The sequence below is a fragment of the Azovibrio restrictus DSM 23866 genome (genome assembly GCF_000429665.1).
Classification (GTDB): Bacteria; Pseudomonadota; Gammaproteobacteria; order Burkholderiales; family Rhodocyclaceae; genus Azovibrio; species Azovibrio restrictus.
The window spans coordinates 19,690-35,428 of sequence record NZ_AUCH01000018.1; the positions used below are offsets into that span (position 1 = coordinate 19,690).

General features: G+C 64.7%; 12 protein-coding genes. 4 read left to right on the forward strand and 8 right to left on the reverse strand.

Annotated features, from left to right (window positions below; translation table 11 throughout):
* Positions 1-62: 62 nt before the first annotated feature.
* From nifK to nifH, 3 genes are all read right to left on the reverse strand, one after another.
* A complete protein-coding gene (nifK, locus tag G474_RS0114815) occupies positions 63-1,631 on the reverse strand; it encodes a nitrogenase molybdenum-iron protein subunit beta (RefSeq protein ID WP_026687659.1) in 1,569 nt (522 codons plus the stop codon).
* A 100-nt stretch (positions 1,632-1,731) separates the two neighbouring features.
* Complete coding sequence (gene nifD / locus G474_RS0114820; protein WP_026687660.1) at positions 1,732-3,204, reverse strand: nitrogenase molybdenum-iron protein alpha chain; 1,473 nt, start codon at positions 3,202-3,204, stop codon at positions 1,732-1,734.
* Between the two features lie 84 nt (positions 3,205-3,288).
* Entirely contained in the window at positions 3,289-4,179 is an 891-nt protein-coding gene (gene nifH / locus G474_RS0114825; RefSeq protein ID WP_026687661.1) for a nitrogenase iron protein, read from the reverse strand.
* Between the two features lie 120 nt (positions 4,180-4,299).
* Here nifH and G474_RS21030 point away from each other — a divergent pair, with 120 nt between their 5' ends.
* The 4 genes from G474_RS21030 to G474_RS21040 all read left to right on the forward strand — a co-directional run bounded on the left by G474_RS21030 (position 4,300) and on the right by G474_RS21040 (position 12,504).
* Entirely contained in the window at positions 4,300-5,190 is an 891-nt protein-coding gene (locus G474_RS21030; protein WP_084513787.1) for an NAD(+)--dinitrogen-reductase ADP-D-ribosyltransferase, read from the forward strand.
* Positions 5,191-5,339: 149 nt separating this feature from the next.
* Positions 5,340-8,333, forward strand: a complete 2,994-nt coding sequence (locus tag G474_RS0114835) for a bifunctional diguanylate cyclase/phosphodiesterase (RefSeq protein WP_026687662.1) — start codon at positions 5,340-5,342, stop codon at positions 8,331-8,333.
* Between the two features lie 140 nt (positions 8,334-8,473).
* Positions 8,474-9,319, forward strand: coding sequence for an SIR2 family protein (locus G474_RS21035; RefSeq protein ID WP_043464662.1), 846 nt, complete (start codon positions 8,474-8,476; stop codon positions 9,317-9,319).
* A gap of 635 nt (positions 9,320-9,954) precedes the next feature.
* Positions 9,955-12,504, forward strand: a complete 2,550-nt coding sequence (locus tag G474_RS21040; protein ID WP_051282336.1) for a chemotaxis protein CheW — start codon at positions 9,955-9,957, stop codon at positions 12,502-12,504.
* A gap of 16 nt (positions 12,505-12,520) precedes the next feature.
* Here the strand turns inward: G474_RS21040 and G474_RS0114850 are convergent, their stop codons facing one another.
* The 5 genes from G474_RS0114850 to G474_RS0114870 all read right to left on the reverse strand — a co-directional run bounded on the left by G474_RS0114850 (position 12,521) and on the right by G474_RS0114870 (position 15,705).
* Complete coding sequence (locus tag G474_RS0114850) at positions 12,521-13,216, reverse strand: 2-phosphosulfolactate phosphatase (protein WP_026687663.1); 696 nt, start codon at positions 13,214-13,216, stop codon at positions 12,521-12,523.
* 114 nt (positions 13,217-13,330) lie between these two features.
* The gene (locus G474_RS0114855; protein ID WP_026687664.1) at positions 13,331-13,693 is read right to left on the reverse strand and encodes a hypothetical protein; all 363 of its coding nucleotides are present in this window, start codon (positions 13,691-13,693) and stop codon (positions 13,331-13,333) included.
* Between the two features lie 114 nt (positions 13,694-13,807).
* Positions 13,808-14,743 carry an ADP-ribosyl-[dinitrogen reductase] hydrolase gene (draG, locus tag G474_RS0114860; protein ID WP_026687665.1) on the reverse strand — a complete coding sequence of 312 codons (936 nt, stop codon included), beginning with the start codon at positions 14,741-14,743 and terminating at the stop codon, positions 13,808-13,810.
* Complete coding sequence (locus G474_RS0114865; protein ID WP_043464665.1) at positions 14,715-15,287, reverse strand: nitrogen fixation protein NifQ; 573 nt, start codon at positions 15,285-15,287, stop codon at positions 14,715-14,717. Before G474_RS0114865 ends, draG begins: the two co-directional genes overlap by 29 nt.
* A gap of 55 nt (positions 15,288-15,342) precedes the next feature.
* Complete coding sequence (locus G474_RS0114870) at positions 15,343-15,705, reverse strand: 2Fe-2S iron-sulfur cluster-binding protein (RefSeq protein ID WP_026687667.1); 363 nt, start codon at positions 15,703-15,705, stop codon at positions 15,343-15,345.
* Positions 15,706-15,739 lie beyond the last annotated feature (34 nt).

A 15,739-nucleotide genomic window follows, 5' to 3' on the forward strand; every position in this document is an offset into this window, starting at 1 on the left:
GAGGGGGGAGTGCCCGGTCGGGAGCGGAGAGTTCCGTTCCCGACCGGGGCGCCCGCTACGTCTTAACGAACCAGGTCGTGGTTGTAGTCGGTGGTGCCCATGCCGCGGGTTTCGTCGTCCAGACGCTCCAGGACCGCATTGACCAGGGTGGTGAGGATGTACATGCCGCCCTCGTAGCCCATGGTGGTCATCCGGTGCAGGTGGTGACGGTCGAAGATGGGGAAGCCCAGACGGATCAGGGGAACCTCGAACTCCTTGCCCTTGTACAGGGTGTCACGCTGGATGAACTTGCCGTAGCTGTTGCCGATCAGGAAGTCAGGCTTGTCGGTGAAGCACAGACTGCGCAGGTGCCACAGGTCGCAGCCCACATACACCTTGCCATGCACGCCGTAGGGGGATTCGGCCAGCAGCTTTTCCACGGCCTTGCCCCAACGCTTGGAACCGTTGTTGCAGACGATGTGGGTGGGCTCGATCCCCAGTTCCAGCATGTAGCCGACCATGCCATAGACGAAGTCGGGGTCACCGAAGATGGCCATCTTCTTGCCGTGCAGCCAGGCGTGGGAGTCGGTCATCATGTCCACCAGGCGGCCGCGTTCCTTGGTCAGGGACTCGGGGATGGCCTTGCCGGTGGCCTGGGAGACCGCCATCAGGAACTCGTCGGTGCCATTCACGCCCATGGGGATGGTGATCTTGGGCACTTCCTGGTTCCAGGTGTTTTCCACGAACTTGCGGGTCTTTTCCAGGTGCTGGGGTTGCAGCAGGAAGGTGGTGATGGCGTTGGGGGCATCCTTGATCTCGGGGATCGTGGTGCCGCCGGCGTACATGCGGAACTCGCCATCGGCGGGGGTGTCCAGCACTTCTTCGGGATCACACAGGAAGGTGTAATCCACGTCCATTTCCTTCAGCATCCGCTTGATGACGCGGTAGTTGCCCAGGTAGGTCTCGAAGCCGGGGACGATGTTGATCTTGCCGTTGGAGCCGACCTTCTTGCCTTCCATTTCATTCAGGGTGAAATAGCGCAGGATGCCTTCTTCCATGTTGTCCCAGCCGGTGATGTGGGAACCGACGAAGGAAGGGGTGTGGGCGAAGGGGACGGGGAAGTCCTTATCCAGGTAGCCCTCGTTCTTGGCGTTGTTGATGAAGGCGTTCAAGTCATCACCGATCACTTCCGCGATACAGGTGGTGGACATGGCGATCATCTCGGCGCCGTACAGGCGGGTGGCGTTGGCCAGACCTTCATGGACGTTCTTCTGGCCCCCGAACACGGCTGCATCTTCCGTCATGGAGTCGGCGATGAAGGCGATGGGTTCCTTGAAGTGACGGTTGAAGTAGGTGCGGAAGTAAGCCACGCAACCTTGGGAACCGTGGATGTACACCAGGCTCTTGTGGAAGCCCAGGCCGCACAGGGCGGAGCCCAGGGGCTGGCAGGCCTTGGCGGGGTTCACCGTCAGGGCTTCACGCTGGAAGTTGAGGTCCTGGTATTCCTTGGTGGTGGTCCAGGCGAAGGTCTCGGCCACCTTGGCGGCACCGGGGTTTTCCTCGAACTGTTCCCGCTTGGCGCCGATGGAGGCTTTGTACTCGTCCTGACGGAACAGGGGGTAACAGGGCTTGATGTTCTCTACGTCTTGCATCTTGATCTCCTTTGCTCGCACCACCTATCCGTGGATACGCGCGAAAGTTGGGATAAGGGCTTGTCCTTCATCCCCCTCCCGGAGGAGGGGGGATGAGGCATCAGGCTGCTTTCTTCTCTGCGACTTCGTCCTTCTTGACCCAGGGCGGGGTCAGCTTGGACCAGCAGGGGTTGTTCAGGGTCATGTCCATGTCCCGGGCGAAGATGGCGAAGCCATCCACACCGTGGTAGGGGCCGGAGTAGTCCCAGGAGTGCAGCTGACGGAAGGGCACGCCCATCTTGTGGAAGACGTACTTTTCCTTGATGCCGGAGCCGATCAGGTCGGGCTTGCAGGCCTTCACGAACTCTTCGAACTCGTAGCCGGTCACGTCGTCGTAGATCAGGGTGGCGTCACCCATGTCCTTGATGGTCCGGTCGTAGTCGTCGTTGTGGGCAAACTCGTAGCCGGTGCCGACCACTTCCATGCCCAGGTCCTCGTAGGCGCCGACCACGTGACGGGGGCGCAGGCCGCCCACGTACAGCATGACCTTCTTGCCTTCGAGGCGGGGACGGTACTTGGCGATCACGGCGTCCATCATTTCCTTGTGCTGGGCGATGACGCGCTCGGCACCTTCCTTGATCTTGTCGTCGAAGAAGCTGGCGATCTTGCGCAGGGACTCGGCGATCTTGGTGGGACCAAAGAAGTTGTACTCCAGCCATGGAATCCCGTACTTCTCTTCCATGTGGCGGCTGATGTAGTTCATCGAACGGTAGCAGTGCAGCAGGTTCAGCTTGACCTTGGGGGTGTTCTCCATTTCGGCCAGGGTGCCGTCGCCGGACCACTGAGCCACCACGCGCAGACCCATCTGTTCGAGCAGGATGCGGGAAGCCCAGGCGTCACCACCGATGTTGTAGTCACCGAGGATGGCCACATCGTAGGGGGTGGTTTCGAAGGCCTGACCGTCGCGGTTGGAGAGGATCCAGTCGCGCACGGAGTCGTTGGCGATGTGGTGGCCCAGGGACTGGGACACACCGCGGAAGCCTTCGCAGCGCACCGGCACCACGGGCTTGCCGATGGCGGCAGCAGCCTTCTTGGAGACGGCTTCGATGTCGTCACCGATGAGGCCGATGGGGCATTCGGACTGCACGGAGATGCCCTTGTTCAGGGGGAACAGCTGTTCGATTTCCTCGATCAGCTTGGCCAGCTTCTTGTCGCCACCGAACACGATGTCCTTTTCCTGGAAATCGGAGGTGAAGTTCAGTTCGCAGAAAGCATCCACACCGGTGGTGCCCACGTAGTAGTTACGACGGCCGGCACGGGCGTACTGGCCGCAGCCGATGGGGCCGTGGGAGATGGAGATGATGTCCTTGATGGGACCCCACACCACGCCCTTGGAACCGGCGTAGGCGCAGCCCCGCATGGTCATGACGCCAGGCAGGGACTTGCGGTTGGAGGTGATGCACTTCTTCGAGGATTCCAACGTCTTGTCGTTGATCATCAGGTGCTTGGCCCGGTCCTTCTTGGCCTTTTCCGGATATACCTCGAGCACTTCGGCGATCAGGGCCTCGGTGGCTTCACGAGTGAGCGCTGCCATAATGTTTTCCTTTCGTCGCGCCGGCACTTATTCGTGCCAGGCGCTCAATGGATCATTGGGTGATGCGGTACAACCTGCCGGAAATCAGGCGGCTTCGGCGGCCAGTTCGGCAGCGGTCTTGCCCACGACGGATTCGTCCTCGGCTTCCATGATGCCGAACTCCATCAGCAGCTCTTCCAGCTCTTCCATCTCGATGGGGGTCGGGATGACGAACTTGGTGTTGTTGTTGATCTTGTTGGCCAGGGCCCGGTATTCGTCGGCCTGCTTGGCGGTGGGGTCGTACTCGATCACGGTCATGCGGCGGATTTCAGCGTGCTGCACGGCGTTGTCACGGGGCACGAAGTGGATCATCTGGGTACCCAGCTTGGCAGCCAGGGCCATGATCAGTTCGTCTTCCCGGTCGGTCTTGCGGGAGTTGCAGATCAGGCCGGCCAGACGCACACCACCGGAGTTGGCGTACTTCACGATGCCCTTGGCGATGTTGTTGGCGGCGTACATGGCCATCATTTCGCCGGAGCAGACGATGTAGATTTCCTGGGCCTTGTTCTCGCGGATGGGCATGGCGAAACCGCCGCACACCACGTCGCCGAGCACGTCGTAGAACACGAAGTCCAGGTCTTCGTCGTAGGCGCCTTCTTCTTCCAGGAAGTTGATGGCGGTGATCACGCCGCGGCCGGCACAGCCGACGCCGGGCTCAGGACCGCCGGACTCGACGCACTTGACGCCGCCGAAGCCGATGGCCATCACGTCTTCGAGTTCCAGGTCTTCCACGGAGCCGGCTTCAGCAGCCAGGTGCATCACGGTGTTCTGGGCCTTGCTGTGCAGGATCAGACGGGTGGAGTCGGCCTTGGGGTCGCAGCCGACGATCATTACCTTCTTGCCGGATTCGGCCAGTGCAGCCACCAGATTCTGGGTGGTGGTGGACTTGCCGATACCGCCTTTGCCGTAGATGGCGCATTGACGCAGTTTTGCCATGGTGTAATCTCCTTTGAGTCAGTCGAGTGATTCGATTGCGAGGAATCTAAGGGGTCGCACCACACCTACTGCACGGACCGTGCCAGCTCCAAAATAAATAATCAAGTAGCTGATTTTCAAATGAAAAATACAGATCGTCAGTTTTTTGGCGAAGCGCCTGGATGCGACAATTCCCCTACGCTTTGTAGGGCTGCCGACAAAGAACCCACACTGCCCCGGGATGCCCGTCTGCCCATCAACCGCTGCAACCTGCCGGCGGTGATCCTGGGCAGCCTCAGCTACCAGCGGCACCCGGCGCCCCTGAAGCTGGACGGGGTGGAAGAACTGCACCGGGACCTGCTGCGGCGCCTGGACGCCACCCCGGAGCCCGGGCGCCGGGCGGAAATCTTCCAGGACTACGTGACCGTGCACTTCTGCCTGGACCACCTGGAGGAGGCGGGTTTCAGCGGCGGCCCCAAGGGCCGGGCCAAGGCCAATTACGTGCGCATGCTGCGGGGCTGGAGCTTCGATTCCGACAGCCGCGAGGGGGCGGTGATGAAAGGCTGGGTGGAATCCCGCTTCGGCCTCCTGCCCCGCTACCACGGCGAACCCCTGCGGGACCAGGGCGGCACCGCCTACCAGCGCTACGTGGAGATGCGGGCCCAGGGCCTGTACGGCACCAATGCCCTGGAAGCCCAGCTGGACCTGGTCTATGCCTACTGCCAGTACGAGTTCGCCCGGCAGCAACCGGGCGTCAGCCATCTGACCCTGCACCGGGGGGTGAACCACCTGGGGGAACACGAGCGGCTCGCCGACGGTCCCGGGGGGCGGCCGGTACTGCTCCTGAACAGCCTCAACTCCTTCACCTGCAACCGGGAACGGGCCGGGGAATTCGGGGATTTCATCCTTACCCTGCAGGTGCCGGTGACCAAGGTGCTGTTCCACTGCCGCTTGCTGCCCGGCACCTTGCAGGGGGAAGAGGAATTTCTTGTGATCGGCGGCGTCTATGGCGCCGAATGCGCTTTTCTCTAGGGACTTGCCGCCAGGGGGCGTCCAGCCGTCGCCCTGCTTATGTCGTATGGCATAAAAAGTAATGTTACATCTGTTACACTCGGCGCCTTGTCGTGAGTGCCCAGGGCCGCGGGAGCAGCGGTTTCCGGCGGGCGAGAAGGGAGGGAAGTGTGTCAGCCAAGGAACGTCTGCGTTTCGGAGTGGCCCTGGTGGTCCTGCTCTGGCTGCTCATGGGCGCCTGGATCGCCATGGACCTGCAGCAGACCCACAGCCGCGACCTCTTCGTGGCCGAGCGGGTCGCCGGCACCCTGACCCGGGTTCTGGAAGGGCACCTGGAGGCCCTGTCCCAGAAGATGGACCTGCGTCTTTCGGAGTTCGCTTCCCGCTTTCAGCAGGACATCGCCGCCGGGTCCGGTGATGCCGCCATCCAGGCCAACCTGAGCCAGTCCCTGGCCCTGTTTCCCGAGGCCCACAGCTTCCGGGTGGCCGATGCCCAGGGCAACTACCTGTTCGATGCCACCGGCCGGCTGGCCAACGTCAACATCGCCGACCGCTCCTATTTCCGCACCCTGCGCGACCAGCCCGGGGTGGGCCTGGTGGTTTCCGAACCGATGGAATCCCGGGTCACCGGGGACTGGGTGATCGTCTATGCCCGGCGCCTGGAAGACAGCCAGGGCCGCTTTCTCGGCATCGTCCTGGCGGCGGTGCGCAGCAACTTCTTCGAACAGTTCTTCGCGACCCTGCACCTGGGGGAGGGCAGCGTCATCGCCCTGTGGGGCAGCGACATGGAACTGGTGGCCCGCTGGCCCCAGCTGCCCCGGAAGTTGGGACAGCGCCTGGGCGACAGTCCCATCCTCGATGCCCTGGCAGCAGGCCGGACCGAGGGCAGCTTCCGTCGGGCCGGAGCCCTGGACGGGGTGGAGCGCCTGTTCTACTTCCGCCAGCTGCAGGGGGTGCCCTTCGTGGTCAGTGTCGGTCAGGCCGATGTCCAGGTCCTGGCGGAGTGGCGCCAGCGGGTCAAGGTCTATGCCTTCCTCGGCGCCGTCACCACCCTGGCCATGGTGCTGCTGGTGCGGGTATGGACCCTGCGCTACCGCCACGCCCTGTCCCTGGCCGAGCAGATGACCCAGGCGGTCAAGGCCAAGAGCCGCGAGGGGCGGGCCCTGCTGGATTCCATCCCCGACCCGGCCTGGCTGCTGGATACGGATGGTCGCTACCTGGCAGTGAATGAGGCCTTCTGCCGCTACAAGGGACAGTCCATGGAAGAGGTGGTGGGGCATACGGTGGACGAGCTGTTTCCCCCCGATGAGGCAGAGCGGCTGCGGCAAGGGCAGCAGGAGGTGTATGCCCGGGGCGGTCCGGTGCGTCAGGAGGTGTGGCTGGACCTGGGCCGGGACCTGGGGCGGCGCCCCTTCGAGTTCCTCCGGGTGCCGGTGTGCGACGAACAGGGGCAGCCCCGGGGCCTGGCCGGGGTGGCCTGGGACATGTCCGAGCGTTTCGAGGCGGAAGCCCGGCAGCGGCTGATCACCCAGGTCTTTGACCATAGCACCGAGGCCCTGTTGATCCTGGACGGGCGGATGGAGGCGGTGGCGATCAACCGGGCGTTCACCGAGTTCACCGGCTACCAGCTGGAGGATGTCCTGGGGCACATCCCCCGGGAGTTCGCCGCCCCCCGGCACGACGGCGCTTTCTTCGACATGATCCGGGAGCGGCTGGCCGAGCAGGGCAGCTGGTCCGGGGAGGCCTGGGTGCGCTGCAAGAACGGCCTGGAGCGGCCCCTGGAATGCCGGGCCACGCCCATCGTCAATGGGGACCAGGTGGTGAACTGGACCGTGTTCATGCGCGACCTGTCCGAGCGCAAGGCCGCCGAGGCCCGCATCGACACCCTGACCAACATGGATCCCCTCACGGACCTGCCCAACCGCAGCAGCTTCACCCGCTATCTGGAGGACTGGCTCGCGGCCGGGGGCGCCGGGGCCCTGCTGGTCCTGGATCTGGATCAGCTGAGCCGGGTCAATGACGCCTATGGCCACGCGGCCGGGGACAAGCTCCTGCGCCGCATGGGCGGGCGCCTGCGGCGCCTGCTCCGGGAGCGGGACGTGATCGGCCGCCTGGGGGACGACCAGTTCGGCATCCTGTTCGGATTTTCCGGGGTGGACCTGCACGGGGTGGAAAGCGTCACCCGCAAGCTCCTGGAGGCCGTGGCCCGGCCCATCCTGATCGAGGGGCATCACGTGGTGTGCACCGCCTGCGTCGGCATCTGCCTGGTGCCCCGGGACGGCAAGGAGGCGGCCCTGCTGCTGCGCAATGCCGATGCGGCCATGCACGACGCCAAGAATGCGGGGCAGAACAGCTACCGCTGCTTCTCCGAAGACATGAACCAGCGGCTCACCGAGCGCCTGCGCCTGGAAAGCGACCTGCGCGGCGCCCTGGAGCGCCGGGAGCTGCGGCTCCATTACCAGCCCCAGGTGGAAATCCGCAACGGGCACATTGTCGGCTTTGAAAGCCTGCTGCGCTGGGCCCACCCGGAGCTGGGGCTGATCTCGCCCCTGGCTTTCATTCCCCTGGCCGAGGAAACCCGCCTGATCCTGCCCATCGGCGACTGGGTGCTGGAGGAGTCCTGCCGCCAGAACCGGGCCTGGCAGGACCAGGGGCTGCCTCCCATGGTGGTGGCGGTGAACATCTCCGCCGTGCAGTTCCAGGGCGACATCCTGGTGGACAGCGTCGCCCGGGCCCTGGAAAGATCGGGCCTGGAGGCCCGCTGGCTGGAGCTGGAAATCACCGAGAGCGTGCTGATGCAGGAGCCGGAGCAGGCGGCCGCCACCCTGGTCCGGCTCAAGGCCCTGGGGGTGCGCCTGTCCATCGACGATTTCGGCACCGGGTATTCCAGCCTGGCCTACCTGAAGCGCTTCCCCATCGACAAGATCAAGATCGACCGGTCCTTCATCCGCGACCTCTGCCACGACCCCGACGACGCCGCCATCGTGCGCATGGTCCTGGGCATGGCCCGGGAGCTGCAGCGCACGGTCATTGCCGAAGGGGTGGAAAGCGAAGCCCAGCTGGGCTTCCTGCTGGCGCACCAGTGCCATGAATACCAGGGTTTCCTGTGCAGCCCGCCGGTTCCGGCGGCCCAGGTGCCCGCCCTGCTGCAACGGCTTTCCTGAGTTCTCCGGGGCCTGGCGGCGCTTGTCGGGAACCCGACAAAGCCCCCGCCATCCTGGCCCGGGGGCGCGTCCCTGCTGGTTTTCCGGGCTCGGCGTGAAATTTGCTGTCGTGCTGTGTTCCCCCACAGAGGCCACACAACATGACACCAGAACTGCGCCAGAAACTCCTTGCCGGTCTTCACGACGGCTCCATCGTGCCCTACCTGGGCTGCGGCGTCCTGCGGGACGTGGTGGCCGTGGAAGGCGGGCAGCCCATCCCCGCCGACAGCGATTCCCTGATCATCGCCCTGAACGGCGGCAAGCCCATGTCCCCGAAGCTCATGTACGAGTTCCCCCGGGCCGCCATGAACGTGGAACTGAAGCGGGGTCGCAGCGCCGTGGAGAAATTCCTCACCCGCACCTACGGGCAGACCGCCTGGACCCGGGCCCGCCTGCATGACTGGCTCAAGGAAATCCGTCCCCCCTACGTGGTAGACATCAACCGGGATACCCAGCTGCAGGATTCCTACGCCGGGGTGCCCCACCTGTTGATCATGGGCATCGCCCGCATGGGGGGCACCGACTACCGCTTCAAGCTCTACGAGTACGGGGCGGAGGGGTACCGGGAGATCGCCCCGGAAGCGGTCAATCCGGCCCTGCCCATCCTCTTCAAGCCCATGGGCTCGCCCGTGCCCAAGCCCAGTTACATCGCCTCCGACGCGGACTACGTGGATTACATCACCGAGCTGATGGGCGGCTTTTCCATCCCCGGCTTCCTCAAGGAGCGCCGGGTGGGCAAGCAATACCTGCTGATGGGCCTGCGCCTCAACCGGGACACGGAACGCATGGTCATGGCCGACATCATCTACAGCGCTGGCAGCCCCGCCGGCTGGGTGATGCTCCCCGAACCCAATGACAAGGAACGCCGCTTCTGCAAGAAGCTGGGCCTGGAAGTGGTCGAAGCGGACTGGAGCGAGCTGGTGGGCGAAGTCCCGGTAACCGCCTGATCCAACTTGTTGATTTAAAACTTGAACCTTTGCCACAGAGGCACAGGGACGCAGAGAAAGTCTTGAAACAGATGCTTGCATGGTTTGCATCGCTCTCCCAGAGGTTGGGTAGGGAATCCAGGCTGCTTTTCCTCCGTGTCTCTGTGTCTCTGTGGTTCAACTGAGGTTTTGACGTTGAATCAAGCTAGCTGCCTGATTCAGCTTGGTAATGTTGAACAGAAACCTTTGCCACAGAGGCACAGAGACGCAGAGAAAGTCATAAAACAGATGTTTGCATGGTTTGCATCGCTCACCCAGAGGCTGGGTAGGGGAATCCAGGCTGCTTTTCCTCAGTGTCTCCGTGTCTCTGTGGTTCAACTGAGGTTTTAGCGTTCGGTCAAGCTGGATCGCCTGGTCCAACTTGTTAATTTAAAACAAAATTTTTCACCATGGAGGCACAGAAGCACAGAGAAAGTCTTAAAAAATGCTTGCATGGTTTGCATCGCTCACCCAGAGGTTGGGTAGGGGAATCCAGGCTGCTTTTCCTCCGTGTCTCTGTGTCTCTGTGGTTCAACTAAGGTTTTAACGTTCGATCAAGCGACCAGCCTGCCCCAGAAGCCGGCGGTCGCTTCTTTACATCACCAAGGGAGGTAGACATGGAAGGCAAGGCCAGGGATCAACTGCAGCACCTGAAGCAGGATTTCATCCCCTACATGGGCAATGTGGCCCGTTGCGAGCGGGAGCTCACCGAGCTGGATTTCAACTGGCGCATGATCGAGACCATCGCCAAGATGATCTGTCCGGCGGAGGCCAAGAACATCCTGCCCACCATGGCCCGCACCCGGGCCGGATTCGCCAAGCTGGAAGCCCAGTTGATGGATAACCTGATTCTGGAGACCATCCGGAAGGTGGTGCTGGAAGTGCGCTCCAAGGCCCAGGTGGTGGTGGACATCGTCATCCGCAACCTGTTCGAGCGCACCGCTGACGTGGGCTTCCTGGCCACCGACGACAACATCCGCCAGTTCATCCTGCAGGAGGCCGGGGCCCCCAACAGCGAATGCCTGCGGGCCCGTCTGGCCGAGTACCGGGACAAATACACGGTCTACGACGAGATCATCATCCTCAATACCAAGGGGCGGGTGCTGACTCACCTGAACACCGAACATCCCCTGACCGCCTCCGCCGATCCCCTGCTGGCCGAGACCCTGGCTTCCGGCGGCTACGTGGAGACCTTCCGGGCCACGGACCTGCGCCCGGGCCAGGACCAGGCCCTGATCTACTCCCAGCGCATCGAGCACCCGGAGAGCGGCGAGCCCATCGGCGTGCTCTGCCTGTCCTTCAAGTTCGCCGATGAGATGGCCGGCATCTTCCAGCGCCTGGGCACGGGGGACGACCGTTCCGTGCTGCTCTTGCTGGATGAGGCCGGGCGGGTGATCGCCTCCAGCGACATCCATCACATCCCCCTGGGCTGCAGCCTGGAGATGGTGGAGGGGGATTACGGCATCGTCGCCTTCGGTGGCCGGGAATACCTGGCCAAGACATGCGCCACGGCCGGCTACCAGGGCTACCTGGGCATGGGCTGGCGTGGTCACGTGATGGTGCCCCTGAGCTCGGCCTTCAAGGACATCCAGGGCAAGGCCCTGGACATCATCGGCAAGGACACCCTGGCGGCCATTCTCAGCAATGCCGAACAGTTCTGCCCGGCCCTGGCCGAGATCGCCCGGGACGCGGACACCATCAACCTGGCCCTGCGCCGGGTGGTGTGGAGCGGTCAGGTGATGGCGGCCGGGGCCTCCAGCGGCAGCGGCGACCTGTCCCGCCTGAAGGTGATCCTGCAGCAGATTTCCGAAACCGGGGACCGTACCAGCAAGCTCTTTGCCGACTCCATCCGCGACCTGTACGGCACGGTGATCTCGTCGCTCCTGGCCGACGCCCAGTTCATCGCCGGCCTGATGATAGACATCATGGACCGTAACCTCTACGAGCGCGCCAACGACTGCCGCTGGTGGGCCCTGACGCCGGACATCCGCCGCCTCATGAGCGAGGCGGACTTCACCCCGGAAGCCGTAGACAAGATCAACGCCATCCTGGCCTACATCAACGGGCTGTACACGGTCTATACCCGGCTGTTCGTCTATGACCTGGCCGGCAACGTGGTGGCCGCCTCGGACTTGCACCAGGACGGCCTGGCCGTGGTGGGGAAAAGGGTGGAGGCCGACTACGTGGCCCGGGTCTGCCGGCTCCAGTCCTCCCAGCAGTACTGCGTCTCCGCCTTCGAGAAAAGCTGGCTGTACGGCGGCTTTCCCACCTACATCTACAACGCCGCCATCCGGCACGTGGAAGATCCGGCCCAGGTGGTGGGGGGCATCGGCATCGTCTTCGACGCCGGGCCCGAATTCCGCAACATGCTCAAGGCCGCCCTGCCCGGCAAGGAAGGGGCCTTCGCCCTGTTCCTGGACCGTAACGGCATCATCATCTCCACCACCACCGAGACCCAGCCCGTGGGCCGCCGTTTTGCCCTGGACGAAGGCTACCTGGGCCTGGAAAACGGCGCTGGCCGCTCCTCGGTGATGGAGCTGGAGGGGCAGCTCTACATCGTCGGTGCCCGCATGTCCTCGGGCTACCGGGAATACAAGCGCAGCGGCGACTACCAGAACGACATCCTGGCCGCGGTGTTCGTGCCCATCGGCCGCAAGCAGGAGGCGGCCGCCCCGGGGAAGGCCCCGGAAAGCCTGGCCTTCCCCCTGCCCAAGGGGCGGGAGACGGCGGATTTCGCCACCTTCTACATCGGCCGGCGCCTCTACGCCCTGCCGGCGGCGGCGGTGATTGACTCGGTGGACGCAGACGCCATCTCCCCCATGGGCGGCGCCCGCCGCTACCTGGCCGGCATCCTCACCCTGCCCCTGGGAGGCGAGGAGAGCAACAGCATCGTGCCGGTGCTGGACATGCACTTCCTCCTCGATCTGCCCGCCGCCGAATCGCGCAACCACATCGTCATCATGCGCACGGCCGGCGGCCCCATCGGCCTGCTGGTGAGCGACCTGCACCAGGTGCCGGAATTCGACCTGGCCGACGTGGAAGAGGTCCCCGAGATGATCCGCCAGGACACCGGCTACATTGCCAGCGTCATCCACCTGCACGAACAGGGCAAGGTGGTCCAGGTTCTGGACCCGGAAAAGATCTTCCAGGCCGCCCGGGCCCACTGAAGCGAGGGAAGCCGGCTCAGCCCGGCGCCCGGATCACCAGCCGGTCACCGCTTCGGGTGACGGGCATGGGGAAGTCGTAACAGTCGGCCCGGGTGGCCAGCTCCAGGTCCGCCGGGGGCAGGTGTTCCCAGCTGCCGGCGCTGAAGCGGCGGCCAAAGTCCGAGGCCCTTACCCGGGCGATGTAGGGAGCCGGGTCCGTGGCCGGGTCCCGGAGCAGGGCCTCCAGGTAGTCGGCGCAGGCCAGGTCCTCGTCCCCGTCCCGGTCCACCCATTCCCCGGTGATCACGAAACACACGGCCCGGGTGCCGTCGGCCCGGATCGCCGCCGCCGTGGCCCGGGCGCACACCAGGCTGGCCGCATAGAGCCGGCGGGCCTGGCGAAAACGCTGCAGTCCCCGCACCCCGGCGGCCGTGCTCAGCACCACTTCGCGGCCCGCCAGTTCCTCCTGCAGCAGGGCGGCGGGGGAACTGCCCCGGTCGAAACCGGGCATGGGGGCGCCGCCGCCCACGGCGCCCACCCGCAAGGGCTGCGGCAGTTCCGTCGCCAGCAGCTGGGCCGCCGCCGCTCCCTCCACCGGATAGATGGCCCGGGCGCCCCGGGCCAGGGCCACCGCCGCCGTGGTGAAGGAGCGGAGCACGTCGATGACCACCACCGTATCCCGGGCGGCGGCCTGGTTCTGCAGTCGGTTCAGGTAGAGGCGGGAACATTCCATGGCAAACAGCCCCGGAGGCGACGCCCCGAGCATACCGGCTGCAGGGACGGGCGGCCAGGGGCGGGAGCGTGGCAGGAACTGGAGGATCGGAGGGCGCGGTGGAAGGTTAGCGCCTTACCAGACTGTCCATTCTCCGGTTTGCCAGTTGAACAGCACCAGACCGTCCGAGTCGGACAGTTCGGTGGCATCCTGGAGCATCTCGAAGAGGACGTCTTCTTCGCCTTCCGGGGGTGACACGGAAAATGTGATTTCCGTGTCGAATAGGGAGACCCGGATCAGGCTCTCTGCCTCGGTTTTGGCAAATACCCGCGCTGCTGGAACTGTCTCCAGGGGCTGGTAGCCATACAGTTCCAGCCGCTCCACAAAGCTGTCCACGTCAGCTTTTGCAAGGGGAGTATGTGCAAAGGCATCAAGCTCGAATCCCGCATCAACTTTCTGTTTCACGTCCGGGTGATAAATGGAAAGGTCGTAACTCATCCTGGCGGCTTCTCGGGGCGGTGGCGGAATATTCGAGAATCATAGTGTCCGGCCGTCAACTTGAATAGCTGGAGGGGCGATTGCAGGGGCTGGGGGCTTGCCTCCCGCCGGGCTTCAGCGTCCGGCTGGGGAGCCGGCCAGCAGGGATAGGGCCTGGTCCCGGCAGCGGGTGGCGGCGGTCTTGTCCAGGGCCTTGAGCCAGCGGGGGGGGATGTGGGCGTGGCCGTACCAGGCGCCGGCCAGGGCGCCGAGGATGGCGCCGGTGGTGTCCGCGTCGCCGCCCCGGTTGACCACGTCGATGAGGCAGCTTTCGAAGCTGTCGGTGGCGAAGAAGGCCTGGAACACGGCCTGCAGGGTGTGCACCACGTAGCCGCTGGGATTTTCCTGGGGCCTGGTGTTTTCCCAGGCGTATTCGGGGAACTGGGTGACCAGGGCCCGGGCCCGGGCTTTCAGCCCGGTCCAGGGGGCGCCGAGGATGGCGTCCTGGATCATCAGGGTGAGGCAGATGCCGCCCGCGTCGGACAGGGGGTTGTTGTGGGTCACGTGGGCCTGGGTCCGGAAGGCGGCAGCCACCTGGGCCTCCTCCTGGCCCAGGGTGGCCAGGGCCACGGGCAGGGCGCGCATGATGGCGCCGTTGCCCGCATCGTGTTCGCTTTCCGGGGCTTCGGGGATGCCGGTGCGGCGAAAGTGCACCAGGTTGCGGCGCACCGTGTTGCCGATATCCACGGGTTTGGCGCGCATCCAGGCGTCGAAGGCCTGGGCCGAGGCCAGGGCTTCCACCTGGCCGGCGCTGGCCAGGATGGCTTCTCCCAGGGCCAGGCTCATGGTGGTGTCGTCGGTGACCTGGCCGGGCTTCAGGTGCAGCCAGCCGCCCCCGGTGATGTCTTTGTGCAGGCCCCCCTGGCGGCTGAACTGCTGCCGGATTTCCCGGGGGGTGAGGAATTCCACGGTGGCGCCCAGGGCGTCCCCCAGGGCGAGGCCCAGGTAGGCCCCCAGGGCCCGCTCGCCCAGGAGTTCGGGCTCAGGTTTCCGGGGCAAAGCACTTGGCATGGTCGGCGCACTCGCCACAGGAGGGGGCAGGGCAGACATAGATGCCGTCCCGGGTGCAGTAGTGGCGGTAGATGAACTTCTTCCACTTCATGTCCCCGGTGTTCTGGCGGGCCAGGGCGGGGAAGGCATGGAACAGCAGGTGGGAGAGTTCGCCCCGGTCGGCCAGGCCCAGGTCCTGCCACAGGTGGTCGCGGCCGGCGCAGGCCACGGCGACGATGAAGGCCAGCCAGATGTCGGAGGGAAAGCGGCCGGCCCGGTGTTCCAGGAGCAGGGCCACCAGATCCTGGCGCTCGGGGATGTCTTCCACGGCCTGGTCGGGCAGGGGCGGACGGGGGCCGGGAAAGTAGGCGTTCCAGAGGCAGTCCAGCTCCGCCGGGGGCAGGCCCAGGCTGGCGGGCAGGGCGCCTTCCTGGCACAGGCGGCCGGCCAGCAGGCTGGCCAGCACCGGGCGGTTGGGGTCGCCGGCCACGGCGGCGGCGGCAGGACGGGAGAGCAGTTCGGCCCAGATCAGGCGGCGCTGGTTGGCGATGGAAAAGGCGTTCATGGGAACTCCTGCCGGTTGGGGCGGGAAGGCCGGCGGGCCGGCCTCCACCGCAGGATTACCTGCTCGGGTATTCGATCAGCAGGTCTTCGTCGCGCAGCACCATCTGGCAGGCCAGGCGCCATTCGCTGTGGTTCAGGTCGTCTACGCGCATTGCGTCGATCTGGGCCTGGGTGATCTTGCCCAGGCCTTTCAGGACCTTGACCTCGTCATCGGTGAGGGGGGCACCCATGGGGCCGTGCTTCTTGTCGATGCGCTGGGTCTTGACCAGGCAGGTGCCGCATTCCCCGTTTTCGCAGCCGAAATCGATGGGGATGTGGTTATCCTTGGCCAGCTTGAGGACCGTGTCCCGATGGCTGCCGGCGACGGCATACACGGTCTTGTCCTTGTGCATGGGACTGCTGAAAGTGATGTTTGGCATGACTTCTTCTCCGTAGTTGCTGATGTGAGATCGG

Coding starts and splice junctions, on each gene's coding strand:
- nifK (WP_026687659.1), bottom strand. CDS start 1,631: ATGCAAGACGTAGAGAACATCAAGCCCTGTTACCCCCTGTTCCGTCAG.
- nifD (WP_026687660.1), bottom strand. CDS start 3,204: ATGGCAGCGCTCACTCGTGAAGCCACCGAGGCCCTGATCGCCGAAGTG.
- nifH (WP_026687661.1), bottom strand. CDS start 4,179: ATGGCAAAACTGCGTCAATGCGCCATCTACGGCAAAGGCGGTATCGGC.
- G474_RS21030 (WP_084513787.1), top strand. CDS start 4,300: ATGAAAAATACAGATCGTCAGTTTTTTGGCGAAGCGCCTGGATGCGAC.
- G474_RS21035 (WP_043464662.1), top strand. CDS start 8,474: ATGACACCAGAACTGCGCCAGAAACTCCTTGCCGGTCTTCACGACGGC.
- G474_RS21040 (WP_051282336.1), top strand. CDS start 9,955: ATGGAAGGCAAGGCCAGGGATCAACTGCAGCACCTGAAGCAGGATTTC.
- G474_RS0114850 (WP_026687663.1), bottom strand. CDS start 13,216: ATGGAATGTTCCCGCCTCTACCTGAACCGACTGCAGAACCAGGCCGCC.
- G474_RS0114855 (WP_026687664.1), bottom strand. CDS start 13,693: ATGAGTTACGACCTTTCCATTTATCACCCGGACGTGAAACAGAAAGTT.
- draG (WP_026687665.1), bottom strand. CDS start 14,743: ATGCCAAGTGCTTTGCCCCGGAAACCTGAGCCCGAACTCCTGGGCGAG.
- G474_RS0114865 (WP_043464665.1), bottom strand. CDS start 15,287: ATGAACGCCTTTTCCATCGCCAACCAGCGCCGCCTGATCTGGGCCGAA.
- G474_RS0114870 (WP_026687667.1), bottom strand. CDS start 15,705: ATGCCAAACATCACTTTCAGCAGTCCCATGCACAAGGACAAGACCGTG.